A 25873-nucleotide genomic window follows, 5' to 3' on the forward strand; every position below is an offset into this window, starting at 1 on the left:
CCACCTCACGGACTTAAAGCTCATCTGACCCAGGCTGCCTCAACATATCGGCCGTCCCTGAACGACCACGCCTTGATACCTTCAGGTTTTTCGGACTTGCCGACAATAACGGCTATCGGGTGCGGCAAATCCTGCGTGTAACGTGCAGCAAATTTGGAGAAACTTCCGATATCTGCCGGAGAGATCACCGGAACGGATTGGGGGTGTGTATGCCAGTAGCCCACCAGACGTAACCCTTGTTCGTTGGCAGCCCTGATCTCCTGACGGCACCGCTCCGCATCCAACTCTAGCCAAGACCAACCTGACCGATCGGCGCGATGAGGCACCGTGGCCAAGGCCAACAGCAGACCTTTCGGATCAACCGGATTGACGAATAACTGTCCCCCTCGCTCCACGCCAAAAAGGCCCTGCCGATGACTATCGAAGATGTTCGCGACAGCTTGGGACACCAATAGCTCGGTATTCACCTCCGGCCATCGCCAGCGCCATGCGATATCCGTCATACCATTTCATCCTTATGTTCCGGCCATCCGCGCTCGAGTAGGAGTTGCTGCGCCCCCTCTGGAAGTTTGGGCCCATGGTATTGGCCTCCTAGGCTCGGCACATCTTCAGGCCTGTAGATACTGCTGACCCAAGATGCAGTGGTGATGTTGCAGGTCAATGCACGTAAAGCCGTGTGCGACACCATAGAGGCGATATTGGTCATCCCCAGCGATCCGCCTGGAATAAAGCTCTCCCCACAAGCGGGCAGTGGAACCACACCTCCTCCCGGCCACTCGGTAAACTTATGAAGAAAATCGCCGATGTCCGTGAATAAATGACGGCCATCAAAGGTACCGGCTGGTGCGAATAGCGCGTGGCCTACCTGGGTATACGGTTCGCTCCAGGCTTGTAAAAGTCCCCAAGAAACGCCGCTGGATTTGGCTCGCCATACAGTGACCTCCGACTGCCAGTCCGCTGTCGTAATCACCACAAGATCTGCGTTATCGAACACTTCTGGTTTGCTGCTCATAACTACTTCGGCGAAAGTCGAATAAGCGGTGCATTCTGTAGTCGGAAGATCTAACAGAATCTTGTCCCTCAACGCTGAGGCTTTCAGCCTCCCTAGGCTATCCGCTCCCAGAACGTGCCTACCCAGATTGGCTGACACCAGAGTGTCAGGGTCGATGAGGGTAAGGTGGCCGACACCGGAGCGTGCCAGTTGTATTGCCACCGCACTGCCTAACGAGCCAACGCCAACACAAACGACCCGAGCATTTTCAAGGTGCTTTGCAGTGCCGCTTATATCGCGGGACAGAATGGACGCACGATCAAGCACGTCTAGGGCAGTTGCGCGGACAAGTGCCGGAGGATGTGCATTTGCGATGGCTGGCCGGCGGCGCGCTGTGCGCAAGCCAAACTTTGCCCCCCGCTCTTGCTGTACGCCAAGCGAGCGCACATTGAGGCAATAAGTTGGAGCATCCGTCCCCCCAGGAAGCTCCAGGACAATCCATCGACTCGCCAACGTTCCATGCAGCTCAAACCATGCCAGCAATTGCTCGGCATCGTCTGGTTGAAGGTGTGGCGTGAGCCACAGCAATAAATCTTCTGGATCCGGGGTGCGGATATCCGGATAAGTCTGAAGCTTAACGTAAAAACCAGGAGTTTCGGCCGCGCGAATGACAGCGGAGCGCCCGACAACCCGTCGGTAATGCCCTTTGAGTGCAGCTATGTTCGATGCTAGCCAAACCGTTTCCTGACCGGATGGCACAGCCCGGCGCGGATCGCTGAGAGCAAACAACTGCGAGGCAGCCTGAGGTCGATCCAAAAGTAAAAGGTTCTGGTACGACTGTCCGTGCTGAAAAGACCAGTAGGTAGTGATCTCATTCTGAAATTCGATATCGCGCGCTGCCTGACTTGATCCCATCTTGGACAACGAAACGATCTGGGCCAAGCGAGCAAGGCTGTCCTCTACCACGACCTCCGGGGAGCCCATAATGGGGCGTTCCTGAAAGCCATGAAGGCAAAGCCCCGACTTAGTGGCATGCGGCCAAACCAGCCATGGAGAAGGTTCGACGTTCAGCCGCAAGAGCCCACGGGGAAAGTTGGAGGGGAAACCAATACGCAGTCGCCGCTCCTGCCCCGTGTAATCGATGGGCAAGGGGAAGTGAAAGCACGCCGCTTCGTCAGCCCGCATGGGTGCGGGCTGGAGCAATGCATCAGCTGCATCCTGACCTAGGGTATCTCGCAGTGCGGCGATTCCGCGCTGCAATGGCGTCTTAAGAGGATCAGCCAAGGCGTCCAACTGGCTTTACGCTCGACTGAGAGGTTCCGCCACCGCTGGCCCCTCCGAAGAGCGAACCCATCGAAGCAGAGTTTCGAGTAGTGCCATCCGGTCGGCCAGGCATCGTCCAATTCGCAGGGATTTCATTGTTTACTGTTGTGATGAACGCCGGCGCAATACCGAAGTTCTTTTTCACTGCCTCGGCAAAAGAATCATTGGATTCAAAACTTTCCAAACCTAATGACACAGAAGCACTGGCGTCCGCATGCCATTTGGAAAATGCTTGACGATAGCCTTGCCCCTCACCCGGTCGATTCCACTTCTCTGCAAAGTTTTCGCCGTTATCGGCAGGGTTGCAGACAAAGCAATCGCTACCTCTATACGCAATGTGCTGCGGTATTCTGCGAACGATTTCCAAAATTGCATCGAGCGGTGCCAATGGCTTTGACTGGGACTCTTTCACGACATCCAGGTATGCGTGAGTGGCCAGGGTCGTAATGACCGCAGAAATTGGGCGAGTATCAGCGCTTTTTGTCTTGATAGCCCATTCATCGCGATGCCGCTTCAGCAGCTTTATGGTCGCGCGCAGGGGATCTTGATCGATGTAATCCTGATAGTGCGGCAAAGGATCTTGTGTCGCGGCATCAAGCATTCTCTGGCTTTTGGCAATCACCAAGCTTTCCAGAAAGATTTCCTGGGCGGAAGCGACCTGCAACCAATTCGAGTAAGGAATAGGGCTGCTTGCTTTCCACCCTGTGACCCGATCCGGAACCTCCAGCTTACCCTCGCCGTTTGCTTCGCCATTTCCGTTGATCGCGCGTGCAGGTGTGACGTCGATGTGGAAGCCTGGATTTTCGTCGGCATAAACGATGCGGATGCCCCGACGTAATTGTTTAACTTCTTCCTGAACGCGGGAGCCTTCCCTAAAACGCTGCTCAATCGCCTCTAGAACTTCCTTCGCACTAGCGCCTTGAGCGTGAGGGAGCCAGATAATCGCGTCCGCATCAATGGTGTCCAGATCCGCAGGCGCGCCGGGGATTGGCTTGATGGTCGTTTTCAGCCGCATCGAGCCTTGAACGAAGATATGGGCCTCAGCGAGCAGCGGGTTGTCGGAAGCCGAGAGGATTTTTTCCAGTTGGGAGTAGCGGTCATTTATTTTTTCGTACTGCGCTTCCGACAGCGAGATTTCCCGCGCGGCGCGAAGCAGAAAATATTCCCAACTGCTGCGCTTGGTCTGTTCGTTGCTCAATAGCATTTACCTAACCTCCTGGGCCACCGAGCCCAATTGCAGTGTTTGCGTAAACCGATCCTGGTTTTCTTTGTCCCGATCGAAGATCAGGTACGTATGTTGATGCTGCGTTGTGAGCAACGCGCCAAACTCGATGGCCAATGCCGCAGGAATAGCGGCGAAGACGTGGATAGGGTCAGGAGTCAGAGCTTCAAGCTGACTCAGTCGTATTTGAAGTGCGTCGCGAAAGGCATGAATCACTCGACGGTTCTGTACCATCGCATAGCTTGGTTCTGGGATCGACAGCTCTGCAATACGTGCACCCGGCAGAGCGTCGGTCACGTCGCGAACTGGGACTTGCGCAGAAATGGAGAGCACCAGCGCCAGTGGCCCGTCGCCTTCGGGGGGAGGTGTAAACAAAAAAACGGGCGGCTCAGCGGACTGATCGGGCCAGCGCAAACGATGTTCGCGGTGAAAGGAGAAGATCAAGCGCTTGGAACGGTCGCCGATACTCTGGCCCAGCATCATCAAAGCCGGGATGTCGGCCAAGCCGACTACTGCCAGCGCGGGCGAGTCGCCGTAGGTACCGCCGCGACGCTTGAGTTGCTGTTCCAGCTCATACTGGATGCTGTCTTTGACGTTCAGCCAATAGGTAGTGTCGCGGCCGCGTGGTCCTGGCGCAGGGAAAGTGATTTTGATGCCTTGATCGAAGGCGGTTAATCCCTCGGCGGACATCGCAGTCAACAGATCGCGAACGGGAATATCGTTGATTGTCTGAAAATGCTGACTTTGGACGATGAGAGGAATGGCTCTACCACCATCGGGGGTCGTTGCGGCGAGTCGGATGCGTTCCAGGTACGCTTGGTGTAAACCACTCAAATCATTTTCAGGATACCCATCTGCGTCACGATCAATTTTGTCATGACAACCTGGGCACAGGAGCATCAGATTAGCGGTATCGTTTGTGTGCGCCTCAGCATCATGATCCGCGCGTCCCCGAGGGCCTTTGGGACTGGCGGGCAGAATATGCGCCACTTCGCCCCATCTCATTGGCTTGCCGGCACGATAGTCGAACGTCAGATCCGTACCGCACAGTTCACAATGACCAGCGGTCTGTGTCCATACGATCCGCTTCGTCTCATCATTTGTGTTGAAGCGCCCGCTTGCGGGCTTAGCGTCTTCTTGTTCTGCCATTCCGACCTACCCCCGAGAAACATCCATGATTGAAAACGATGATGGCAAGATAAGATCATATTAAGGTCATTTGCCTCAATTTCAAGAGAGATATGAGGGTGACGAATGCTGAGTCGGCTTTGAGCCAGAATGCTCTTGGCCCATCGAAACGCAGTGGTGGCAGCGTTCGTTTTCTGGCAAGTGCTGGTGGGTTAATGGCACTGACCACAGCGTATGTATCGAAATTAGCGAGTTTATGCAAAAGACATAAACTCGCTAATTTCAATACACATCGCGCACAGGCCTGATGAAAACGAGCTGTGCAGCTCAAACGAGGCTGCAAGAGCAGCCCCTTTTGTGCATTTTCTCCGCGTCAGTCCCTGCCAAGCTCAGCGGATAGGTTTCGACGGCGCATGAGCTGATAGGCAGCCGGAATCACAAACAGCGACAGCAAAGGCGCCGTGACCATACCGCCAATCATCGGGGCGGCAATGCGGCTCATTACCTCGCTGCCGGTACCGCTTCCCAAAAGTATAGGTAACAAACCAGCGATAATCACCGCCACGGTCATGGCCTTGGGGCGAACGCGCTGCACAGCGCCTTCACGAATCGCGGCCATTAACCCGCGTTCTGTGTTGTCACCGAGGTCTTGACGCTCGGCCCAGGCATTTTTCAGGTAGAGCAGCATGATCACGCCAAATTCGGCAGAAACGCCGGCCAAGGCGATAAAGCCAACCCCGGTGGCAACCGACAGGTTGAATCCCAACAGATAAAGAAACCATGCACCGCCCGTGAGGGCAAATGGCAGCGTGGCCATAATCAGCAGGGCCTCGTCGAAGCGGGCAAATGTCAGGTAAAGCAGGACGAAGATGATCAGCAGCGTGGCAGGGACCACCAGTTTTAGTCGTGCGTTGGCCCTCTCAAGAAATTCGAACTGACCTGAGTAGCTCAGGCTCATGCCGGGCTGCAACTTGACCTGCTCGCTGACGAGCCGGCGCAAATCGGCGACTACGGAGGCAATATCCCGGCCGCGCACGTCGATGTACACCCAGCCTGAAGGCCGTGCGTTTTCACTTTTGAGCATCGGCGGCCCGTCGTTGACCTTGATCTTCGCCACTGTGCCAAGGGTGATCTGGCTGCCTAGCGGGGTGTAGATTGGCAACTGCTCCAAAGCGCCAAGCGAATCCCGCCATTCCCGAGGGTAACGGACGTTGATTGGGAAGCGTGCAAGCCCTTCAATGGTCTCGCCGACATTTTCACCGCCGATAGCGCCGGACACGATCGACTGCACATCGGCGATATTCAGTCCATATCGGGCGGCGGCTTTTCGGTCGATATCCACGTCGATGTAACGTCCACCGGTCAATCGCTCGGCCAGCGCCGAACTGACACCGGGTACGCTCTTGGCCACTCGCTCGACCGCCTGAGTCGCGGAATCAATCTCCGTCAGATTGGTGCCGGCAATCTTTACACCAATGGGGCTTTTGATCCCCGTAGCCAGCATATCGATTCGGTTGCGAATCGGTGGTATCCAGATATTGGTCAACCCAGGAACTCGCACGACTCGGTCCAGCTCTTCCACCAGTTTTTCCTGAGTCATGCCTGGGCGCCATTGCTCCTGTGGCTTGAACTGGATAGTGGTTTCGAACATCTCCAGCGGCGCCGGGTCGGTGGCAGTTTCGGCACGTCCCGCTTTACCGAAGACATGTTCGACCTCCGGCACGGTTTTGATGAGGCGGTCGGTCTGTTGCAGCAGTTGGGCCGCTTTCTGTGCGGACAATCCAGGCAGAGCCGAAGGCATATAGAGCAGGTCGCCTTCATTCAAAGGCGGAAGAAACTCGCCACCTAAGCGCGACATTGGCCAAAGCGCACTAAAAAACACCAACGCTGCCACCAGCAGCGTGATCCTCGGTCGCCGCAGCACTGCATCCAGAGCCGGCTGGTAGATCCGAATGAGCCAGCGGTTCAGCGGATTGTTTTTTTCACTAGGAATCCGTCCTCGAATCCAATAGCCCATCAATACCGGCACCAAGGTCACTGACAATCCTGCTGCGGCGGCCATGGCGTAGGTTTTTGTGAAAGCCAGCGGGCCGAACAACCGCCCCTCTTGCGCTTGCAGGGTGAACACCGGAATGAACGAAAGGGTGATGATCAACAAACAGAAGAATAGAGCTGGTCCAACTTCAGCCGCTGCTTCGGTCATTACATGCCAATGACGCTCACCCTTCAGTTCCTCACCAGGATTGGCGACGTGCCAGGCCTCAATCTTCTTGTGTGCGTTTTCGATCATTACCACAGCAGCATCGACCATGGCGCCGATGGCGATGGCTATCCCGCCCAAGGACATGATGTTCGCGTTAATCCCTTGGTAGCGCATGACAATAAAGGCCATCAGCACACCGACCGGCAGGGAAATGATCGCCACCAGGGACGAGCGCAGGTGCCAAAGAAAGATCCCGCAAACCAATGCGACAACGATGAACTCTTCGATGAGCTTGTGGCTGAGATTTTCCACAGCACGGTCGATCAGCTTGCTGCGATCGTAGGTGGTGACGATTTCCACCCCGGCCGGCAGGCTGCTTTTCAGTTCGTCGAGTTTGGTTTTGACCGCCGCAATGGTCTCGCGAGCATTCTTACCGCTGCGCAAAATCACCACGCCGCCAACCGTCTCGCCTTCGCCGTCGAGTTCGGTGATGCCACGGCGCATCTCCGGCCCCAACTGGATCGTGGCGACATCGCCCAAGTTCACCGGCACACCGCCCGATCCCAGCTTGAGTGGGATCGCCCGAAAATCATTGAGCGTTTTCAAGTAGCCGGAAGCCCGCACAATGAACTCGGTCTCTGCCATCTCCAGCACTGCACCACCAGTTTCCTGGTTAGCCTTGCCGATCGCTTCGCTCACCTCGGCCTGCGTAATACGAAGGCTGGCCAATTTGAGCGGATCTAGCTGTACCTGGTACTGCTTGACCATGCCGCCCACAGTGGCCACTTCCGCCACATTGGGCAGGGTCTTGAGTTCAAACTTGAGAAACCAGTCCTGAAGGGCGCGTAGCTGTGCCAGATCATGCCCGCCACTGCGATCCACCAGCGCGTACTGGAAGATCCATCCTACGCCTGTCGCATCTGGCCCCAACGCCGGCTTGGCGCTGGCCGGCAAGCGGCTTTGTACTTGGCTCAAATACTCCAACACCCGCGAGCGAGCCCAGTACAAGTCAGTGCCGTCTTCGAAAAGCACATAGACAAAGCTGTCACCGAAAAAGGAATAACCACGCACCGTCTTGGCACCTGGTACTGAGAGCATGGTGGTGGCCAACGGATAGGTGACCTGGTTCTCGACAATCTGGGGTGCTTGTCCCGGATAAGGGGTGCGGATGATCACCTGCACATCGGACAAGTCTGGTAGCGCATCAATGGGCGTGCTCTGCACCGACCAAAGGCCCCAGGCCGTGATAAACAGCGTCGCCAGTAGCACCAGGAATCGGTTGGTTACTGACCAACGAATAAGGGCAGCAATCATGGCTGGCCCCCTGATTTGTCCAGACGCTCAACACGCAATCCGTCGTCGGTCTGATTCACGCCTATCCGGACCTTGTCGCCCGTTTTAAGGCCCTGCATCAGAGCGGGATTGGCGAGCGGGAACGTCATCGTCATGCCAGGCATGCCCAGCGTCTTGAAAGGGCCGTGAGCGAGAGTGACTTCCTTATCGTTGATCTCAACGATTTGCCCATCCGCTTCATGCAAACCCGCGGCAGCTGCACTGGTGGGTGAAGGTTCCTCTGATTTGGCCACGATGCCCTTAAGACTGGCCTCCGAGTCGAGCAGGAACTGGCCAGAGCTAACCACTTTCTGGCCCTCTTCCAACCCTTTCAATATGGCCGTCTTGCCATCGCCTTCCTGCCCAAGTTGCACCTCCACGGGACGATAGCGACCGGCGCCTTCAGCGAGCATCACTAGGGCACGTCGACCGGTGCGAATGACCGCCTCGCTCGGCACCCACAGCACACTTTGCTCCGTTGAGCGATTGAGGCTCACTCGTGCAGTCATACCCGGCCTTAGACGGCCTTCTGGGTTAGGTAATTCGACGCGCACGCGAAGGGTGCGACTATCGGGATTGGTTTCTGGAAGAATCGCGCTTACCACGCCATTGAGCACGACGCCTGGGAACGCGGGCAAACGCGCCTCAGCCACTTGCCCCAGCTGAATCGACCCCGATTCAGTCTCCGGGACCGCCAGAGCCAGCCAGACGTTACTCAAACCATTCACGCGTGCCAGTGTTTCGCCGGCAGCAACTGTCATACCTTCGCGCACATCGAGTTCTTGCAACACCCCACTGATGGGGCTGGTGAGGGTCAGGTTTGGTTGGACTTTGCCACTGCGCTCTACTTGAGCAATCGATGCCGCCGGCATCCCGGTGAGCCGCAAACGCTGGCGAGCCGCTGCCAGCAAGCCCGCATCGCCACTACGCTTGAGTGCGAGAAACTCCTCCTGAGCCGCAGACCACTCCGGGACAAGAATATCCGCCAAAGCGGCGTTGGCTTTAATCACATCGCCAGGAGCGCGGGCATACACACGCTCGACGAAACCCGCCGTACGGGCCTGGATGACGGCAACGTCGCGCTCGTTGAAGGTCAATACACCCACAACATCCAGACTCGAATCAAACACACCTCGACTGACAGTAGCCAGTCGCACGCCAAGATTCTGGGTCAGGCTTGGATCAATGCGAACAGTGGCGCTGTCCCCCTTGCTATCCGCGTACTGAGGGACCATCTCCATGTCCATGAAGGGCGACTTACCCGGCTTATCGAATTTCTGTTGTGGGTACATGGGGTCGTACCAATACAGAACCTTGCGATCGACTGATGGCTTCGGCTTCTGCTCCGATGCTGCATCCGGTACTGCGCTCACCCTCGGTTGGGCCAACCAGTAACCACCGGCGACTCCCAAAGCAATTGAGATGCTGACAACAAAAACCCCTTTCCATGTTCGAGAGATCATTGAGCGGACTCCCCATAGGCGAAATACAGGCGAGCGCTGGTGAGAGCACGCTGCTCTTCAACATCAATCTGCTTGAGTCGGGCTTCGATAAGCTCGCGCCGAGCGGCCACGACGGAGTTCAAATCGCCCTTGCCGGCGCGATAGCTAGCCATAGTGAGCTCGACCTTTTCTTTAGCCAAAGGGAGCAGACTGCTCTGGGATCGATGGACGGCGCGATTCAGGCGCTCATAGTCGGCCACCTGATCTTCTAGTTGCTGGGTGTGCTCGCGTGAAAGGACTTCACGCTCAGCCTCAAGCTGGTTGAGTTCCGCGTGCTTGGCTGCAATTTTGGGGTTTTGTCGTGAGTCAGGAAACAGCGGTAGATCCCATGAAAATTGCACGCTGACCATGTCGCCGAACTCTCGGCCGCGATTCTGATAGTCGACTTCCCAGCTCCAATCCGACTGTTTTTCCGCTTCGGCTTCACGGACCTTGGCTTGCGCTTCGCGGGTCATTGGTTCAAACGCTGCCAATTCTGGGTGATGTTGCAGCTTATGAGAGTAACCAGATGCGTCGACAGGCCATTCAGGCAAGCTACCCACAGGTTTGTCGTTGGCGGCCGGTCCAATCCAGCGCTTCAGGGCCGCTCGGGCCTGCGCTCTCTGGCGAATCAGATCGTCCTGCTGCTCTTCCAGTTGTGCCGCTTCCTGTTTGGGCGTTACTGCATCAGCAGGTTGAGCGCCGCCGCCGGCAATTTGTGCCCGGACGGTATCGGCCAGCAGACGGTTTTCTTTGTAGAAGTCCTGAAACAGCGTGTCTTTGCGCTCAACCGAGTAGCTGTTGATCCAGGCCAACGCCGTGGCCTGACGAACCTTTAGACGTTCGACCCGGCGCTCAGCGGCTGCGCGGTCAATGGCCGCATCAGCGACCTCGACTCGGGCTTTGCGCTTGGCGCTGTTGGGCATCTCCTGACTGACTCCGACCATTCGCATAGTCATGAAGTCCTGGTCGATGCTCCAACGATCCGGGCCCCCAATGGGGTAGTTCTGTACGCCTAGCAGCAACTTGGGATCGGGTAGTTCACCAGCGGGGATGGCCGCACTACTGGCAGCCTGAATTTTCGCGTCTTGTGCAGTCAGCGACGGCGCATTGTTTTCAGCCAGCTGCAAAGCTTCATCGAGTGTCAATGCAGCAGCGAGACTCGGCAAGGCCAGTACGCTTGCCGCCAAGATGGTCACGAGGGGCCACCCTGTGCAATAGCACTTGGATTTCATGGTCACGATTCCTGTGATGATCCACCGCGCGCCTCATGAGACATGCGCGCAGATATGCCATCCCGCATGACGCGGAATGAGGCTCAGTGTGGTACAGGAATCAAATGCGGGGAGGTCGCCATACCCCTGATGGGGTTTGCACAGGATGGGAATCTATGGAGATGGACGCTTCGAGGGGGCTAGATAGGGTCACCGGAGGCTTGACGATGGAGACTTGCAGCATGCCGCCGGTCTTGCACTCCTGGCCCGGCTTACAGGGTTTTCCGTGCTCGGTGGGACTTTTCATGTCATGGCAGCAGTCTTGGCCCATGCCGTCCATCATTGCCATGCCCATGGTTTGCATGGGGCACGGCTCTGTCGGCGCCTGAACACCCGCCATCCCGCTGAGGGGAAGCGCAAGGCTAATCAGTAAAATCAGGCAAAGCCGTAGATAGCGTGTCATGTGCTGAAGTGTAGCCAGTAGAAATGGTGCTAACAATCACGTTCCAGGCTTCTTGGTTAGGTGCCAGACACCTCTATTCCGCGCTCATTTCCATTTCAGGACTTAGCGTGCCTAACCATGCGACAAGACAGATGATGAGGATTGCCATCAGGAATTCGAATTTCATGCTGCGGCGCAAGGCATTGACCGCTACAGAGTATTGACCATTGCGAACTGAGCGCTCCAATAGCGGGCTTAAGTGAAAGCGGTTCAGCGTGGCTAAAACGATCATTCCAGCAAAGAGCAGGATCTTCAAAAACAGCAACTGACCATAGGTACTCAGCATGACCTCATCAAGGTTGGGACCGACGATGAAAAGGTAATTTACTACTCCCGTTACGCTTATGATCGCAACGACCACACCGCCGGCCGACTCAAAGCCAGTCAGCACGCGGGCAAGAATTCGTGCTTCCTCTTCACCCTTCAGTGATTTCAACCGCAGCAGTAGGGCGAAGGCCGCTAGAGCACCCAACCAGCCACCCGCCGCTAATAAATGGAAAATATCGCTGAGAAAATGCCAGTAGCGGCGGCTGCCTTCGTCCATGGCACCATGCCCTGTCCAGGCTAGCGTGGCCAACGCGATTGCTCCACAGACGGTGACGATCCAGAGGCTGGGTGTCGGAAATCGTTTATTCAACGCGACGCCCAGAATTGCCCCCACCAAGGCGGCTATCCGAACCATCCAGGTCAACCCAACATCGGTGCCCATGATGACCATTTCAAAAATGTGATGATGTAGCTCCATAAGCTCCGATACACCGCTCATTGCTTTTGCAAGCAACAACATCGCAGCAAGGGACAGAGCTACACCTGCAACAGAGGTACCGTAAAGAAGCGACTCAAAGTTCAAGACCGTGCCCGATACCCTTTCCTTTCCCTTGAGGCTGTACAAGCCAAATATGGCCAGTCCAAATAACAACATCAGGTCAAAATAGAGAGTAAAGCGAACCACGATATTTAATGAGTCGCTCATGGATCATTTCACTTTGAATGAAAAGTTGCCGGTGATCGGGTGAGTATCCGAGGACACTGCACGCCATTCAACTTTGTAGGTGCCGGTGGTCAGCGGTGCAGCCGGCGTAATCACCATAGTTTTCGGATCACCACCAGCAGCGACGGCGGCCTTTACACCCATTGGTGAGTTAGGCATGCCAGGCATGTCGGTCATGATCAGCTTTGCACCGGAGAACTGAGTGGTGAGATTCTCAGAAAAATGCAGTTCGATTTTCGACGGAGCCGCCGCATCCGAGCCTTCTGCCGGAGTGGAAGCAAGAAGTTTTGGATGTGCCTGGGCCACTGCACTCAGAAGCAAACCAGCAGTGATTGCAACCGCCACGGACGTAGTTTTAAGGAATGACATGCAAGACTCCTCACAGCAAGCGCTGTTGATTCGAGGTTTTTTGGGAGGAACTAGTTTTTAATTTCGTTAAAAACCACTGTTGATTAACTCGGAGCCCCCGTCCTCTTCGCCAAGTTGAACAGGAGAAACTCGCTAGCCCTAACGTCACAGTGCGAGAACACGATGCCACACGATCACAAACTGTTCGATTACATTTCAGTCAGCTTGATACGATGTTTGGCATCTAATCGTTGAGCGTAGCAAGGCCTGGAGAAGAGACGGCGTACCGCAGGACCGGGGAGTTCAATCACTCCGCAAATTCGCAGAGGCGTAGCTAACCGCAGAACGCCAAGACGCCGTTGATCACAAATGTTTCCTCGCTCAGCTAACCGTGGAATCGACGGCCGGAAACTCAAGATGAAAAGCCGTTTTCCCGTCGCCTGACGTACACCAGATCTTGCCATTGTGCGCTTCGACAATTGATCGGGTAATCGACAGACCTAGCCCTGCGTTGCTCGGACTTCCTTCTCGCCGCGCTGGGTCCACGCGATAAAAACGATCAAACAGCTTTTCAAGATGTTCGGGGGCAATGGGCTCACCATGGTTTTCCACGACAACCGTTACCGACGCGTCCTTGTGCTGAATATCGACACTGATTGACGTCCCTTCATAGGTGTAGCGCAGCGCATTTGAGAGTAGATTGGAAATCGCTCGGTGGAGCATAAGGACATCACCTCGCACGCTCCCCCGTCCTGAAACCTTAAGCTCGATCCCTCGTTCATCAGCCAACAGGCGGTAGTACTCAAGCAATTTTTCCACGACAGCCACCAGGTCTATTGGCTTGTTCTCGTGCGTAATTAGACCATTGTCAGATTTCGCCAGAAAAAGCATGTCATCAATCATCCGGCTCATGCGCTTCAAGTCATCAAGATTGGAGTACAAATTGTCTTCGTAGTCCTCGATGTTTCTTTTTCTCGAAAGCACCACTTCAGTGTGGGTCATCAAGTTGCTCACGGGGGTCCGTAGTTCGTGGGCAATGTCTGCCGAAAAGTTGGATAACCGGACAAATGCATCGTCGAGCCTGGATAACATGGCGTTGAACGACAACACCATCTGTTGAAGCTCTTTCGGAACGGGTGCCAGGGGAATACGCTCCTTGAGTGATTTTGCTGACATGGAGGCAGCTACCCGTGTGACCTGGCGGATAGGCCGCATGCCACTGCTAGCTACCATCCAGCCGAGTGCAGCACTGACCAATGCGCTGATCACCAACCCTATCCAAAACCATCGTTCGAGCGTCTCGAAAAAGGACATATGCTGAGTAACGTCAAAAATCAACATGACAGTTAATGGCCTTTCTTGTCCCGTCACTACGGATTGGGCAGTCACACCACGGAACATCTGCTCTTGCTCCCGCCATTCCCAGACGGTTGTGTTTGTGGTTGTGCGAAACGCCTTCGGAACGTCGACCGGGCCGGGATCCGCAAACAGCACCTTGCCGTCGCCATCGATGATAAGCGCAGTCAAATCACGGTGTGCGCCCAGCAGCGCTTCTAACTCCGGTTTAGCCTCGCTGAATTGATCGATGTTGCTCAGCCCGGACAAGATCCGCTGAGTCGAGTGGAGTTTTTCGTACAATGCCTGCTGATCCAGCATCTTAAAATGATGCCGGCTGAGGTTATTGAAACTGAGTCCGGCGACCGTGAGCACAGCCGTTACCGCGAGCATAAACATCAGACTCATACGAGTCGTCAGGGACATCCGGTTCATCACGACTCCGAATCTGGTGCATCGAGCATGTAACCCATTCCCCTTGAGGTATGAATCAACTTGACCTCAAAATCGTCGTCTATCTTGGCCCTGAGCCGTCTCACTGCAACCTCGATAACGTTGGTATCGCTGTCGAAGTTCATATCCCAAACCTGGGAGGCGATAAGAGACTTTGGCAGCACCTCCCCTCGACGACGCAGCAGAAGCTCAAGCAACGCAAACTCTTTGGCCGTAAGGTCTATGCGTTTGCCTCCTCGGATGGCTCGACGCTTGAGCAGGTCCACTTCAAGGTCAGCCAGTTTCATAAAGGTTTGCGAAGGTGCGCTGCTACCGCGACGCAGCAACGTTCTGACTCGAGCAAGCAATTCAGAAAACGCGAAGGGTTTGATCAGATAGTCATCCGCACCGAGTTCAAGTCCCTTCACTCGGTCTTCAACGCGGTCTCTGGCGGTGAGAAAAAGCACCGGGACGTCTTTCCCGGAAGCGCGAACCTTCTGCAGGACTTCCCAGCCATCCAAACCCGGCATCATGACGTCGAGAATCAGCAGATCATAGGCTTCGCTCAAAGCGTGCTGAAGCGCCTCTTTTCCATTCGTGAAACGGTCGACATTGAACCCGGCCTCGTTGAGCCCTTGCTGCAAATAGATACCTATTTTTGGTTCGTCTTCAGCGACAAGAAGTCTCATGAGGTCGTTCTCAGATAATGGTTAAGCGGAGTCTGCAACGAAAACTGGCAGCCAACCAGCAACTGACAGAAAAGTAATCTTGGCTTCAGGTAGATGTCAGCGAGTGCTGGCTAGGGTTCAGACATGAGTACTTTATTGGTGCTCGACCGACCTCTGAGCGATGAATCGTATGGAAGTCGGATTCCCTCATGAGGAGCTACCCCTATGAACCGCCTGAAAATGCTGTTTTTTGTAAGCTCGATACTGGTCTCGGCTTCTGTGTGGGCTGAAAGCGGCGGAGATCGAGTCATTGAGCGTATGGAAGGTTTGCGCGACAAGGCCGAAGCCACGTTGATGAAAGCTGAACAAGCCCCTGAAGGAGAGCGTCACGTCCACATGGCAGAACACATGAAGATGCTTGGGGACATCATGAGCCAGCTCCACAACGATCACCCAGATGCCTCAATGTCACCCCAAGAGCATCTAGCCTGGATGGAGAAGCACGACAAAATCGTTGATGACGTTTTGCGCCAGATGCAGCGCGAGCACAAATTGATGCTTTCAGAAAACCATCAATAAACGCCCCCTGGATAAGTTCTTGTCAGCATCTTGTTGCGGCGTCAATTGGACGCCGTATCTATTTAGAAAACTGACAAAGAAGTAATGCCCAAGTCAGTTAGCTGGCAGCTGAGCATCATTAGCATAGCCAATGTTCCCACGTATTCCTGAGGTCACCATGAAAACTACGCTCGCTACTCCGTTCATCGCAGCAATGACCCTGTTTTTCGCTGCCACGGCTATGGCTAATGCAGGGCATGGACAAGACGACATAGGCCAGCCTGGTGTGGCCTCTGACGTTACCCGCACGGTTGAGGTCGAGATGGGCGACATTTTTTTCAAGCCTAAAAGCATCGACGTAAAACCTGGTGAAACAATCCGCTTTGTCCTTCGCAACGAGGGTTCGCTGCTGCATGAGTTCAACATCGGCAAAGCCGCTGCTCATGCAGCACACCAGAAAGAAATGGCAAGCATGTTCAAGAACGGAACACTAAGCCCTACCGGTACCGGGAAGATGAGCGGCATGAGCCACGGCATGGGCGGAATGAAGATGGTCGCAATGGAGCATGACGACCCTAACAGTGTCCTGATTGAGCCTGGCTCAACCCAAGAGCTGATCTGGACCTTCAACGACAGTGCAGGGCTTCAGTTTGCCTGCAACGTGCCGGGGCATTACCAATCGGGAATGGTCGGCGAGTTTGATCTGAAATAAACCGGAGTCGGCTATTTCTGCCGGCCCGACGCAAGAGTTGGCTACGCTAAGTCGCAAGTAACATAGCAACGCTTACTCAGCCGGGGTCCGTGCGGAAACATCACCGCACCACTGTGGAGCCGCAAATAATCGTTGTACTGAATATGCTCATTTCTAGTAGCACCTTACAAGGGGAATAGACATGCCTACCACCTCTGGCCATCACGACCATAATCACACCCATGCTGCTTCCCGGGATGATGCTGATCTACATGACCCGGTGTGTGGAATGGCAGTCACTTCGTCGAGTAAATTTGCTGAGACTTACCAGGGACAGACGTATCGGTTCTGTAGCCTGAAATGCCAGGAGAAGTTTCGAGCGGACCCTGAGCGCTACAGTGGCCACGTGGTGCGCGACGAGTCAGGCAGCACAACGCCGGAGTCTGCGGTACAAACGGGCGCTGAATTTACGTGCCCGATGCATCCTGAAATACGGCAGACCGGACCCGGTAACTGTCCTAAATGTGGCATGGCACTAGAGCCTGTCATGCCGGCGCTTGATGAAGAAGAAAATCCTGAATTCCGGGATTTCAATCGCCGCTTCTGGTGGTCGCTGCCCTTAACCGTGGTCGTAACCGTGCTCGCGATGGCGGGTCACTCGTTACAACTTCTTCATGGTTCAGCTCAAAACTGGATCGAGTTCGCTCTGGCGACACCCGTGACCTTATGGGCAGGATGGCCTTTTTTTGTAAGGGGACTGGCCTCGGTTAAAAATCGCAGTCCCAACATGTGGACTCTGATTGGGTTGGGCACCGCCGCAGCTTATCTGTACAGCGTCATAGCAACGCTCTTCCCCCAAAGTTTTCCCTCCAATTTCATGCAAGATGGACGTATCGGCGTTTACTTCGAAGCGGCAGCGGTCATCATCTCGCTCACGTTGCTTGGCCAGATCCTTGAGCTCAAAGCCCGATCACAAACTTCCGCCGCCATTAAGTCTCTTCTCGGCCTTTCGCCCAAAACTGCACGCCGGATCAATGCCGATGGCCAGGAGGAAGACATTCCTCTCACACATGTGCACCTGGGAGACCACTTACGGGTCAGACCGGGTGAAAAGGTGCCAGTTGATGGTTCGGTACTTGAGGGTGAAAGTGCGGTGGATGAGTCGATGCTCACTGGCGAGCCAGTCCCGGTAATGAAGAAAGCTGGAGATAGCCTGATCGGCGCCACGCTGAATACGCATGGGAGCCTGGTGATGGAGGCCCAGAAGGTCGGTGCCGAAACCATGCTGTCCCAGATCGTACAGATGGTCGCGAGAGCTCAGCGTTCCAAGGCGCCGATGCAACGAATGGCCGACTCGATTGCCGGCTACTTCGTGATGGGTGTTATCGCGATTGCGATAATGACATTTATCGGTTGGGGGCTTTTCGGCCCTGAGCCCAGTTGGGTGTTTGGTCTAATCAACGCTGTCGCCGTGCTGATCATCGCTTGTCCCTGTGCGTTGGGACTTGCTACGCCTATGTCGATCATGGTGTCGACAGGTAAAGCAGCCAGCATGGGTGTTTTGTTCAGAGATGCCAGTGCAATTGAAAGCCTTTGCAGAATCGACACGCTGATTGTCGACAAGACAGGCACCCTGACAGAGGGACGGCCCGTGTTTCACAGCGTGGAGGCCACTCCCACCTTCAATCCCGACGACGTCCTTCACCTGGCTGCCAGCCTTGATCAGGGCAGTGAGCATCCTTTAGCACATGCGATCGTCGATCACGCCCGAGCCGAGAACATAAAGCTCACCAAGCCCGAATCCTTTGAGTCGGATTCGGGTATCGGCGTCAGTGGCGTTGTCGATGGCAAGAAGCTCCAGCTGGGGAACACAGCGTTGATGGAAGCCGCAGGCGTGAGCACCAACTCCCTACAAGAGCGCGCTGAGGTGTTGCGACTTGACGGCATCAGTATTATCTACCTCGCCGTCGACGGCGCATTGGCAGGTTTGTTGGCCGTATCAGATCCGATCAAGCCAACCTCAAAAGAGGCCGTCACCAAGCTTAAGGCTCACAACGTGAAAATCATCATGGCTACTGGGGACGGGCTTACTACCGCTCGGGCTGTCGCCAGGGAGATGGGGATTGAAGAGGTCCACGGTGAAGTCAAACCCCAAGACAAGGAACGTCTGGTGGCAGACCTACAGCAACACGGGCGAAAAGTGGCCATGGCAGGTGACGGTATCAACGATGCTCCGGCCCTGGCGCGAGCAGATGTGGGGATAGCCATGGGAACGGGGACTGACGTGGCGATGAATAGCGCGCAACTCACGCTGGTCAAAGGTGACCTGATGGGGATCTTACGAGCACGAGCTCTTTCGGTCGCCACAGTTAAAAACATGCGCCAGAATTTGGGCTTTGCTTTTCTCTACAACTCAATGGGTATACCTCTTGCCGCTGGTTTGCTCTATCCATTGACGGGGCACCTCCTGTCGCCAATGATCGCTGCCATAGCCATGAGCGTCAGTTCCGCGTCGGTAGTTTTCAATGCATTGAGGCTGAGGAATACCCGAGTTGACTGACCTTCAAAATTGCAGCGGTTTTAACTCGGGGGGAATGGCGATCCATGTGCTTTCTTCAATCCCTTTAAGCGCGCATTCGCCCTTTGCACAGCGGCCATTTTTTCGGGCCGCTTCATGCGCTTCCACTTTCTGATGTCTTCCTTATTCCGCCCGCAGCTCACACACAGATCACCACTGAGTTGGCAAACCGAGATACAAGGATTCTCGATTTCTTTTGCCATGGTCAGTCCCCCTTAGCTTTATGTAGTTGAGCCACGCGACGTTTCCAGTCGCCTATGTGCGTGCGTTGGCACTCTTGCTCCGAGTCAAAGCGGACATTGCGGTCTGAAACAGGCAGGTCAAGATTGGCCTCTTTCAAGGCGATCGCCGTCAACTCAAAGATGCGGGCCTTCGCGTCAATCTCGGCCCGCTTCCTGTCAGCCAGGGTTTCGAACACCCAGATGACCTTCAGGGTTTCAGCCAACGCACTTAGGTCAGCGGTGTGAGTGAGCCAAATAAACCCCTTTATCTCGTCCTTTGCTGTTTCGCACGCGTCGGTGAGCGTGACGATCAACTGGCGCTCGATCCGAGCCAGTTCACGTTTACCGGGCGGCATCGGTGTGTCCTATAGAGGTTGTGCTGGACAGGCGCTGAGTCATGTCTGCCGGAACTCGACGGTCAGGTGGCTGACTTCGTGAACTGTTTTGAGACGCTCACGAATGCTCTCGGCGTTCACAGTGGCTTCACCTAGAACGCTGACGATCGCCGCGCACGCTTGAGGTCCCACCCTCCAAACGTGCAAGTCTGTAATGGTAGCGCCACCAGGTTTCTCAACGAGTTCGCGGATTTCCTCGGCAACGTGCGCGTCGGTCTGATCGAGCAACACGCCCGCAGTTACCCCCATCAAGGTCCAGGCCCAACGCGCGATAACGATAGCGCCGACGATACCCATGACCGGGTCGAGCCACACCCAACCCAGATATCGACCGGCAAGCAAGGCAGCGATGGCCAGAATCGACGTCAGCGCGTCTGCAACGACGTGGACATAGGCGGACCTCAAGTTGTTGTCGTTTCCGTTGTAGGCATGAGGGTGATCGTGGTCGTGCCCATGTCCATGTCCATGCCCATGACCCAGCAGCAGGGCACTGACAATGTTGACGAGCAAACCGACAACGGCGATGAGGGTCGCGGTGCCAAACTGAACCGGTGTTGGCTGCAACAAACGCATGAACGATTCAACGCCAATGCCCAACGAAATCATGCCAAGAATCAGCGCCGAGGCGAACCCGCCCAAGTCTCCAACCTTTCCTGTACCGAAACTGTAGCGCTGGCTGGTAGCGTGGCGTTTTGCGTATCCGTAAGCGGCCGCCGCGATGCCCAATGCGCCGGCATGGGTTGCCATGTGGAAGCCATCGGCCAGTAACGCCATCGAACCCGTGATATAGCCGGCGGTGATCTCCCCGATCATCATTACCACCGTGAGTGCTACAACCCAAAGCGTACGCTTGGCATTCTCATCGTGCGCTGAGCCTAGAAACACGTGGTCGTGTGTGTAATCGATGTCGGTCCTGCTCATACGTGTTTACCTGGATGCATTCACTTGGAGTACCGGCGGATAGCTTCAAGAAGCTCTTCGACGCCCTTGTTACGCTCTTCTTCGCTGAGCGCGGGGTTCGCGACATGTGCTCGTGCGTGATCCTCGATGATCTCCTCCATCAGCCCGTTGATGGCACCCCGAGTGGCCGCAACAAGATGTAGTGTCTTGGCGCAGTCGAAGTCCGATTCCAATGCTCGTTCAACAGCTTGAATTTGCCCGGCAATACGTTTTACACGTTTAAGAAGATCGTCTTTGTGTGATGCGATATGACCCACGCTATACCCCCCCTACCTATATAGGGTCGCATGATAGGCCTCCCCCCTATACCTATGCAAGGTTCGCGGGAGGACAGATCAAAGCCGTTGACGAAACGAGAGGCATACAAAATCGTTGGATCAAGCGAGAGAGCCGCAATGTTGCCGTTAGCCGACCTTTACCGACGAGAACAATAGGGCGCACTCCTGGAAACCGTTCAAATGGTAGCGAGCTAATTAGCAGCCGAGTGGTCAAGTCCCGTAAAACTTCTCGAAATCTGCGCTCACGGCTTTGATTAGATAATCGTTGACCTTGCCATGGTGTCAACGTCGATGCTGTCGCTGCGGGGAAAAGACACCGCTCAGCACGAGGGTAATTCACATGGTCGTCTTAGATGTATCAGGCATTGGTTGCGGCAGCTGCGTCGGCAAAATCACCAGAGCGATCCAGGCACTGGACGACAACGCTACGGTCTCCGTCGATCGATCAACCGGTAAGGTGAGTGTTGAAAGTAGCGAAAACGCTGAACAGCTCCGTAAAGCTGTGGAGGCTGTTGGTTTTCCTTCCAAGATCAGCCATTGAATGGAGACGCCTGCTCCTGAGTAGAGCGTCGTCTGATGGTGAATACCTTTGAATCCGAAAGTACCTGAGCCGCTGTATCGGCCAAAGTTGGCTCGCATGCGCCTATGCTGCTAGTCACCGCGCAGAGCTTTGAGCAAACCCTTGAATGCTCCATTTAGCCGAGTAAAAGCGGCATCGAAACGTATCGCGTTTTCCGTGTATTTCGCGACCTCGACCTGCTGATCGACAGTATTTTGGTCCAAGGCAGGCTGAGCCGGCGTGCTGTAAAGCAAGTCGCGCCCGTATATAGCCACCGCCGATTCTTTCTTAAGAAAATGCTTTGCGTTTGTTGTTTTCAAAGAAAACGCAGTGGTAGCAGGTTCTTTGGTTTGGCTGGCGAGCACAGTAGAAAAATCCAAGTCTTGGGCTTTGAAGTTCGGAGTGTCAGCGTTCGCGATATTGTTACTTAAGATCTCAGCTCTTTGGCCACGATAAACTAACGCTCTTTCTGCGGAGCCTAATGCTTTCTCAAAATTAATACTCACAATTAATCACCCTCGGTGGCATTACTATCTTCTTTGATCATTGAACACCCAGCTGTTGCAGCAGAGCATTCAAGTCTCCTATTAATTTTAATGCAGAGACCTAGAACATCGCCTCCGTGAGAATTAATGGAACCCAAAGCAATGATTACACTTCAATCTTATATTCAATAAAAGTCGCGCAATGCGAAAAGATGGAGACCATACGTATTAAATAGCGTGTACTTCAAGAAAAATATTCCAAACTGACACAACTGTAATATTGGCCTAAGCTTCCTGACAGGGGGTGTCTCTTATAGTCCAACTGAGTCTTTTGCTCACCCCCAAAGAGTCCAATCCATGATGTGATTCAGAGGGGATATTTTCACACATCTGAGGTAGCCCATATGAACACCATCAAAACCTTGTTCGTCGTCGCAGCGCTGACTGTTTCCACTCTGGCCATGGCTGAAGGCGGTGGTGACCGGACTTTCGCACGTATGGAAGTGGCCAGGACGAATTCGATGGAATCGTACCAGGTAGCTCAAACGCAGAGCGCTCAACCGCCTGTCGCTGAAAGCAAAGCCAAAGCGATGGACCATAAAAACTGCTGAACGATCAGGCACGCGGCCAAGCTGACAGAAATGTAATCACGAAGGTGGTTTAGATGTGGCAATTTCTGAGCTCGCTTGCAATGAAAAATTCGTCTTTTTTTCGGTACGCGAAGCTCATCTTGCCAACTCACGGGTTGATTTGAACGGCTCCCTTTTGACTGATTGGAAATAAACGGCATGCATTCCAAAACCTCTAGACGGACATTCGTTAAAGGCCTGGCCGCCGGCGGCATCCTTGGCGGCCTTGGTCTGTGGCGCACTCCTGTATGGGCAGTGACCAGTCCCGGCCTGCCGAGCGTCCTCACCGGCAACGAATTTGATCTGTTTATTGGTGAAACGCCGGTAAACATCACTGGCTCGCCGCGCACAGCCATGACCATCAATGGCTCGTTGCCGGGGCCTTTGCTGCGTTGGCGCGAAGGGGAGACGGTCACTCTGCGCGTGAAGAACCGTCTGGATCAAGACACCTCCATCCACTGGCACGGCATTATTTTGCCTGCCAACATGGATGGCGTACCGGGTTTGAGCTTCCACGGCATCGCGCCCGACGGCATGTACGAATACAAGTTCAAGGTGCATCAAAACGGCACGTACTGGTACCACAGCCATTCTGGGTTGCAAGAGCAGGCAGGTGTTTACGGGCCAATAGTCATCGATTCGAAAGAGCCTGAGCCGTTTCAATACAATCGCGACTATGTGGTGATGCTGACTGACTGGACCGATGAGGATCCTGGGCGCGTCATGGCCAAACTCAAGAAACAATCGGACTACTACAACCACCACAAACGTACCGTGGGCGACTTCATCGACGACGTCAGCAAGCAAGGTTGGTCTGCTGCCGTCGCCGACCGGAAAATGTGGGCCGAAATGAAAATGAACCCAACTGATCTGGCAGACGTCAGCGGGGATACCTACACCTACCTCATGAATGGCCAAGCGCCGAACGGCAACTGGACCGGTATTTTTAAGCCTGGCGAGAAGCTACGCCTGCGCTTTATCAATGGCTCAGCGATGAGCTATTTCGATGTTCGCATTCCTGGTTTGAAAATGACCGTGGTGGCGGCCGACGGCCAATATGTCCAACCAGTCAGTGTCGATGAATTCCGAATCGCCGTGGCAGAAACCTATGATGTGATTGTTGAGCCTGCCACCGAGGAGGCTTACACAATCTTTGCCCAGTCCATGGATAGAACCGGCTATGCGCGGGGGACCTTGGCAGTTCGTGAAGGACTGAAAACACCGGTACCGGCGATCGATCCGCGTCCGCTGTTGACCATGGATGACATGGGCATGGGCGGTATGGCTGGCATGGACCATGGCAGCATGGCTGGCATGGGCGGCGGCGATATGAAACAGGGTGACATGTCAGGTATGGCTGGCATGGATCACAGCAAGATGCAGGGAATGGACCAAGGTGACATGACCGGGATGACCGGCATGGGCAGCGGTGACATGACCAACATGGCCGGCATGGACCATAGCAAGATGGCAGGGATGGACAAAGGTGACATGTCCAACATGGCCGGCATGGACCACAGCAAGATGGCGGGGATGGACAAAGGCGACATGTCCGACATGGCCGGCATGGACCACAGCCAGATGGCAGGGATGGGCGGTATGGGAGGCGAGATGCAATCTCACCCAGCGTCCGAAACCAACAACCCGTTGGTTGACATGCAGGCCATGAACCCAACGCCAAAACTGAACGATCCAGGTATCGGTTTGCGGAACAACGGTCGACGGGTGCTCACTTACTCAGATCTGAAGAGCACTTTCCAGGACCCTGATGGCCGAGAGCCCAATCGCACCATTGAGCTGCATCTGACCGGTCACATGGAAAAGTTTTCCTGGTCCTTCAACGGCATCAAATTTTCTGATGCTGAGCCCCTTCGTCTCAAGTACGGGGAGCGTCTTCGCATCACCTTGGTAAACGACACCATGATGACGCACCCCATCCACCTTCATGGAATGTGGAGCGACCTTGAAGATGAAAACGGCAAGTTCATGGTACGTAAGCACACAATCGACATGCCACCGGGTACCAAGCGCAGCTATCGAGTAACCGCCGATGCTTTAGGTCGCTGGGCCTATCACTGCCACCTGCTTTTCCATATGGAAATGGGCATGTTCCGTGAAGTACGGGTTGATGAGTAAAGGAGACGATCTGTGAGCACACACCTAAATCGTAAATCGCTGATCGGTTGCCTCTTTGCTTTTGGCCTGATGGGTGGATTCTCCTGCGTAGCATTGGCAGTCGAAGAACGTGGTGATCCTTCACCTGCTACTTCTGCGGATGCGCCGAACAAGACTGCGACCACGTCAAACGAGGCAACGCCGAATCACGCGACGATACCTCATACCAAGATGCGCCATGAGTCGATGGATCATGACCATGAAAACAAGAAGGCGGATTGAGATCATGACCAAGAATTTTTTACGCCCAACGTTGATGGTATTGGCAGTTTCTACGAGTCCTGTCTTCTTTGCCGTGGCTCACGCCGCTGAAGAGATGGATCACTCGAAGATGAACCATGGCTCCATGGGAGCGATGGACCATAGCAACATGGGGGCTATGGACCACAGCAAGATGAAAATGGACGACGGTCAAATGACCGGCATGGAAAGTATGGATGAAGGGACGACGACAACCAGTCGAACCCCTGTCCCCGTACTTACCGATGCTGACCGTGCAGCCGCCTTTCCAGATGTCGCTGGTCATGGTGTCCACGACAAAACAATCAACTCTTTCATGCTGCTGGATAAGTTTGAATACCAGGATGCTGACAACGGTAGTGCGTTGGCTTGGGATGCGAAAGGATGGATCGGCGGTGACATTGATCGACTGTGGTTGCGCTCGGAAGGCGAACGTACCAATGGCGTGACGGAAAGTGCTGAATTATCCGCGCTCTGGGGGCACTCCATCGGACCGTGGTGGGACGTCGTCACCGGTGTACGACAGGATTTCAAACCAGGGTCTCCTCAAACCTGGGCCGCACTCGGCATTCAGGGCATGGCCCTCTACAACTTCGAGGCCGAAGCGACTGCCTACATCGGTGAGAACGGTCAATCGGCTGCTCGACTGGAAGGCGATTACGACATTCTGCTGACGAATCGATTGATCTTGCAGCCGACGGCCGAGGTCAATTTTTATGGGAAGAATGACCCTCAGCGCGGCATCGGGTCCGGATTAGCCAACACCGAAGTGGGGCTCCGATTGCGTTATGAGATTGTCCGCCAATTTGCCCCTTATATCGGGGTGAGTTGGAGCCGTTCCTATGGCAATACGGCAGACTTTGCACGTGAGGAAGGTGAAGATGCCAGCGAGGCACGCTTTGTCGCCGGTATCCGGATGTGGTTCTGAGAACCG

General features: G+C 54.7%; 25 protein-coding genes. 8 read left to right on the forward strand and 17 right to left on the reverse strand.

Annotation, left to right across the window (positions count from 1 at the left end; all coding sequences use genetic code 11):
• Positions 1-20: 20 nt before the first annotated feature.
• The 12 genes from KFS80_RS17245 to KFS80_RS17295 form a co-directional block, all read right to left on the reverse strand.
• A complete protein-coding gene (locus tag KFS80_RS17245; protein WP_034115605.1) occupies positions 21-503 on the reverse strand; it encodes a Mov34/MPN/PAD-1 family protein in 483 nt (160 codons plus the stop codon).
• Positions 500-2284, reverse strand: coding sequence for a ThiF family adenylyltransferase (locus KFS80_RS17250; protein WP_086794037.1), 1785 nt, complete (start codon positions 2282-2284; stop codon positions 500-502). Before KFS80_RS17250 ends, KFS80_RS17245 begins: the two co-directional genes overlap by 4 nt.
• Positions 2268-3518 (reverse strand): nucleotidyltransferase domain-containing protein, encoded by a 1251-nt coding sequence (locus tag KFS80_RS17255; RefSeq protein ID WP_158830535.1) that lies wholly within the window; start codon positions 3516-3518, stop codon positions 2268-2270. The genes KFS80_RS17250 and KFS80_RS17255 overlap by 17 nt, the downstream gene beginning before the upstream one ends.
• On the reverse strand, positions 3519-4685 hold the full coding sequence (locus KFS80_RS17260) for an SAVED domain-containing protein (RefSeq protein ID WP_212545423.1): 1167 nt from the start codon (positions 4683-4685) through the stop codon (positions 3519-3521).
• 352 nt (positions 4686-5037) lie between these two features.
• A complete protein-coding gene (locus KFS80_RS17265; RefSeq protein WP_034115513.1) occupies positions 5038-8181 on the reverse strand; it encodes an efflux RND transporter permease subunit in 3144 nt (1047 codons plus the stop codon).
• Positions 8178-9662: an efflux RND transporter periplasmic adaptor subunit gene (locus KFS80_RS17270; RefSeq protein WP_034115514.1), complete on the reverse strand. Its 1485-nt coding sequence runs from the start codon at positions 9660-9662 to the stop codon at positions 8178-8180. Before KFS80_RS17270 ends, KFS80_RS17265 begins: the two co-directional genes overlap by 4 nt.
• Entirely contained in the window at positions 9659-10915 is a 1257-nt protein-coding gene (locus KFS80_RS17275; protein ID WP_034115515.1) for a TolC family protein, read from the reverse strand. The genes KFS80_RS17270 and KFS80_RS17275 overlap by 4 nt, the downstream gene beginning before the upstream one ends.
• Before the next feature lie 100 nt (positions 10916-11015).
• The gene (locus KFS80_RS27000; RefSeq protein WP_074759366.1) at positions 11016-11357 is read right to left on the reverse strand and encodes a hypothetical protein; all 342 of its coding nucleotides are present in this window, start codon (positions 11355-11357) and stop codon (positions 11016-11018) included.
• Between the two features lie 73 nt (positions 11358-11430).
• Positions 11431-12369 carry a copper homeostasis membrane protein CopD gene (copD, locus tag KFS80_RS17280; RefSeq protein ID WP_158830534.1) on the reverse strand — a complete coding sequence of 313 codons (939 nt, stop codon included), beginning with the start codon at positions 12367-12369 and terminating at the stop codon, positions 11431-11433.
• 3 nt (positions 12370-12372) lie between these two features.
• Positions 12373-12756, reverse strand: coding sequence for a copper homeostasis periplasmic binding protein CopC (gene copC, locus KFS80_RS17285; RefSeq protein WP_074759363.1), 384 nt, complete (start codon positions 12754-12756; stop codon positions 12373-12375).
• Between the two features lie 360 nt (positions 12757-13116).
• Positions 13117-14505 carry a heavy metal sensor histidine kinase gene (locus tag KFS80_RS17290; protein ID WP_070411942.1) on the reverse strand — a complete coding sequence of 463 codons (1389 nt, stop codon included), beginning with the start codon at positions 14503-14505 and terminating at the stop codon, positions 13117-13119.
• Entirely contained in the window at positions 14505-15191 is a 687-nt protein-coding gene (locus KFS80_RS17295) for a heavy metal response regulator transcription factor (RefSeq protein ID WP_019816984.1), read from the reverse strand. The genes KFS80_RS17290 and KFS80_RS17295 overlap by 1 nt, the downstream gene beginning before the upstream one ends.
• 204 nt (positions 15192-15395) lie before the next feature.
• Between KFS80_RS17295 and KFS80_RS17300 the strand changes: the two genes are divergently transcribed.
• From KFS80_RS17300 to KFS80_RS17310, 3 genes are all read left to right on the forward strand, one after another.
• Complete coding sequence (locus KFS80_RS17300; protein ID WP_024616841.1) at positions 15396-15749, forward strand: co-regulatory protein PtrA N-terminal domain-containing protein; 354 nt, start codon at positions 15396-15398, stop codon at positions 15747-15749.
• 157 nt (positions 15750-15906) lie between these two features.
• Positions 15907-16440, forward strand: coding sequence for a cupredoxin domain-containing protein (locus KFS80_RS17305; RefSeq protein ID WP_019816982.1), 534 nt, complete (start codon positions 15907-15909; stop codon positions 16438-16440).
• A gap of 181 nt (positions 16441-16621) precedes the next feature.
• Entirely contained in the window at positions 16622-18979 is a 2358-nt protein-coding gene (locus tag KFS80_RS17310; RefSeq protein WP_212545424.1) for a heavy metal translocating P-type ATPase, read from the forward strand.
• Between the two features lie 20 nt (positions 18980-18999).
• Here KFS80_RS17310 and KFS80_RS17315 read toward each other — a convergent pair whose 3' ends face one another.
• Genes KFS80_RS17315 through KFS80_RS17330 form a run of 4 tightly spaced genes read right to left on the reverse strand, consistent with a single transcriptional unit; the run spans position 19000 to position 20830 of the window.
• Entirely contained in the window at positions 19000-19200 is a 201-nt protein-coding gene (locus KFS80_RS17315) for a DUF1289 domain-containing protein (RefSeq protein ID WP_019816980.1), read from the reverse strand.
• 2 nt (positions 19201-19202) lie between these two features.
• Positions 19203-19574, reverse strand: a complete 372-nt coding sequence (locus KFS80_RS17320; RefSeq protein ID WP_045061253.1) for a hypothetical protein — start codon at positions 19572-19574, stop codon at positions 19203-19205.
• 39 nt (positions 19575-19613) lie between these two features.
• Positions 19614-20534 (reverse strand): CDF family Co(II)/Ni(II) efflux transporter DmeF, encoded by a 921-nt coding sequence (gene dmeF / locus KFS80_RS17325; protein ID WP_212545425.1) that lies wholly within the window; start codon positions 20532-20534, stop codon positions 19614-19616.
• A gap of 20 nt (positions 20535-20554) precedes the next feature.
• Complete coding sequence (locus KFS80_RS17330; protein ID WP_019816892.1) at positions 20555-20830, reverse strand: metal/formaldehyde-sensitive transcriptional repressor; 276 nt, start codon at positions 20828-20830, stop codon at positions 20555-20557.
• 361 nt (positions 20831-21191) lie between these two features.
• On the opposite strand from KFS80_RS17330, the gene KFS80_RS17335 reads away from it, so the two are divergent.
• A complete protein-coding gene (locus KFS80_RS17335) occupies positions 21192-21392 on the forward strand; it encodes a heavy-metal-associated domain-containing protein (protein ID WP_019816893.1) in 201 nt (66 codons plus the stop codon).
• A gap of 110 nt (positions 21393-21502) precedes the next feature.
• Here the strand turns inward: KFS80_RS17335 and flgB are convergent, their stop codons facing one another.
• Complete coding sequence (gene flgB, locus KFS80_RS17340; RefSeq protein WP_019816894.1) at positions 21503-21916, reverse strand: flagellar basal body rod protein FlgB; 414 nt, start codon at positions 21914-21916, stop codon at positions 21503-21505.
• 383 nt (positions 21917-22299) lie between these two features.
• Here flgB and KFS80_RS17345 point away from each other — a divergent pair, with 383 nt between their 5' ends.
• The 4 genes from KFS80_RS17345 to KFS80_RS17360 all read left to right on the forward strand — a co-directional run bounded on the left by KFS80_RS17345 (position 22300) and on the right by KFS80_RS17360 (position 25867).
• Positions 22300-22506: a co-regulatory protein PtrA N-terminal domain-containing protein gene (locus KFS80_RS17345; RefSeq protein ID WP_019816895.1), complete on the forward strand. Its 207-nt coding sequence runs from the start codon at positions 22300-22302 to the stop codon at positions 22504-22506.
• 177 nt (positions 22507-22683) lie between these two features.
• Positions 22684-24660 carry a copper resistance system multicopper oxidase gene (locus KFS80_RS17350; protein ID WP_158830531.1) on the forward strand — a complete coding sequence of 659 codons (1977 nt, stop codon included), beginning with the start codon at positions 22684-22686 and terminating at the stop codon, positions 24658-24660.
• Between the two features lie 12 nt (positions 24661-24672).
• Positions 24673-24921, forward strand: a complete 249-nt coding sequence (locus KFS80_RS17355) for a hypothetical protein (RefSeq protein ID WP_131670796.1) — start codon at positions 24673-24675, stop codon at positions 24919-24921.
• The gene (locus KFS80_RS17360; RefSeq protein ID WP_019816897.1) at positions 24893-25867 is read left to right on the forward strand and encodes a copper resistance protein B; all 975 of its coding nucleotides are present in this window, start codon (positions 24893-24895) and stop codon (positions 25865-25867) included. The genes KFS80_RS17355 and KFS80_RS17360 overlap by 29 nt, the downstream gene beginning before the upstream one ends.
• Positions 25868-25873: the final 6 nt, after the last annotated feature.

It is taken from the genome of Pseudomonas rustica (assembly GCF_018336155.1).
GTDB lineage: Bacteria > Pseudomonadota > Gammaproteobacteria > Pseudomonadales > Pseudomonadaceae > Aquipseudomonas > Aquipseudomonas rustica.

Bases quoted from the DNA above. Each gene is read 5' to 3' on its own strand.
- KFS80_RS17245 (WP_034115605.1), bottom strand. From the start codon at position 503: ATGACGGATATCGCATGGCGCTGGCGATGGCCGGAGGTGAATACCGAG.
- KFS80_RS17255 (WP_158830535.1), bottom strand. From the start codon at position 3,518: ATGCTATTGAGCAACGAACAGACCAAGCGCAGCAGTTGGGAATATTTT.
- KFS80_RS17260 (WP_212545423.1), bottom strand. From the start codon at position 4,685: ATGGCAGAACAAGAAGACGCTAAGCCCGCAAGCGGGCGCTTCAACACA.
- KFS80_RS17265 (WP_034115513.1), bottom strand. From the start codon at position 8,181: ATGATTGCTGCCCTTATTCGTTGGTCAGTAACCAACCGATTCCTGGTG.
- KFS80_RS17270 (WP_034115514.1), bottom strand. From the start codon at position 9,662: ATGATCTCTCGAACATGGAAAGGGGTTTTTGTTGTCAGCATCTCAATT.
- KFS80_RS17275 (WP_034115515.1), bottom strand. From the start codon at position 10,915: ATGAAATCCAAGTGCTATTGCACAGGGTGGCCCCTCGTGACCATCTTG.
- KFS80_RS27000 (WP_074759366.1), bottom strand. From the start codon at position 11,357: ATGACACGCTATCTACGGCTTTGCCTGATTTTACTGATTAGCCTTGCG.
- copD (WP_158830534.1), bottom strand. From the start codon at position 12,369: ATGAGCGACTCATTAAATATCGTGGTTCGCTTTACTCTCTATTTTGAC.
- copC (WP_074759363.1), bottom strand. From the start codon at position 12,756: ATGTCATTCCTTAAAACTACGTCCGTGGCGGTTGCAATCACTGCTGGT.
- KFS80_RS17290 (WP_070411942.1), bottom strand. From the start codon at position 14,505: ATGAACCGGATGTCCCTGACGACTCGTATGAGTCTGATGTTTATGCTC.
- KFS80_RS17295 (WP_019816984.1), bottom strand. From the start codon at position 15,191: ATGAGACTTCTTGTCGCTGAAGACGAACCAAAAATAGGTATCTATTTG.
- KFS80_RS17300 (WP_024616841.1), top strand. From the start codon at position 15,396: ATGAACCGCCTGAAAATGCTGTTTTTTGTAAGCTCGATACTGGTCTCG.
- KFS80_RS17305 (WP_019816982.1), top strand. From the start codon at position 15,907: ATGAAAACTACGCTCGCTACTCCGTTCATCGCAGCAATGACCCTGTTT.
- KFS80_RS17310 (WP_212545424.1), top strand. From the start codon at position 16,622: ATGCCTACCACCTCTGGCCATCACGACCATAATCACACCCATGCTGCT.
- KFS80_RS17315 (WP_019816980.1), bottom strand. From the start codon at position 19,200: ATGGCAAAAGAAATCGAGAATCCTTGTATCTCGGTTTGCCAACTCAGT.
- KFS80_RS17320 (WP_045061253.1), bottom strand. From the start codon at position 19,574: ATGCCGCCCGGTAAACGTGAACTGGCTCGGATCGAGCGCCAGTTGATC.
- dmeF (WP_212545425.1), bottom strand. From the start codon at position 20,534: ATGAGCAGGACCGACATCGATTACACACACGACCACGTGTTTCTAGGC.
- KFS80_RS17335 (WP_019816893.1), top strand. From the start codon at position 21,192: ATGGTCGTCTTAGATGTATCAGGCATTGGTTGCGGCAGCTGCGTCGGC.
- KFS80_RS17345 (WP_019816895.1), top strand. From the start codon at position 22,300: ATGAACACCATCAAAACCTTGTTCGTCGTCGCAGCGCTGACTGTTTCC.
- KFS80_RS17350 (WP_158830531.1), top strand. From the start codon at position 22,684: ATGCATTCCAAAACCTCTAGACGGACATTCGTTAAAGGCCTGGCCGCC.
- KFS80_RS17360 (WP_019816897.1), top strand. From the start codon at position 24,893: ATGACCATGAAAACAAGAAGGCGGATTGAGATCATGACCAAGAATTTT.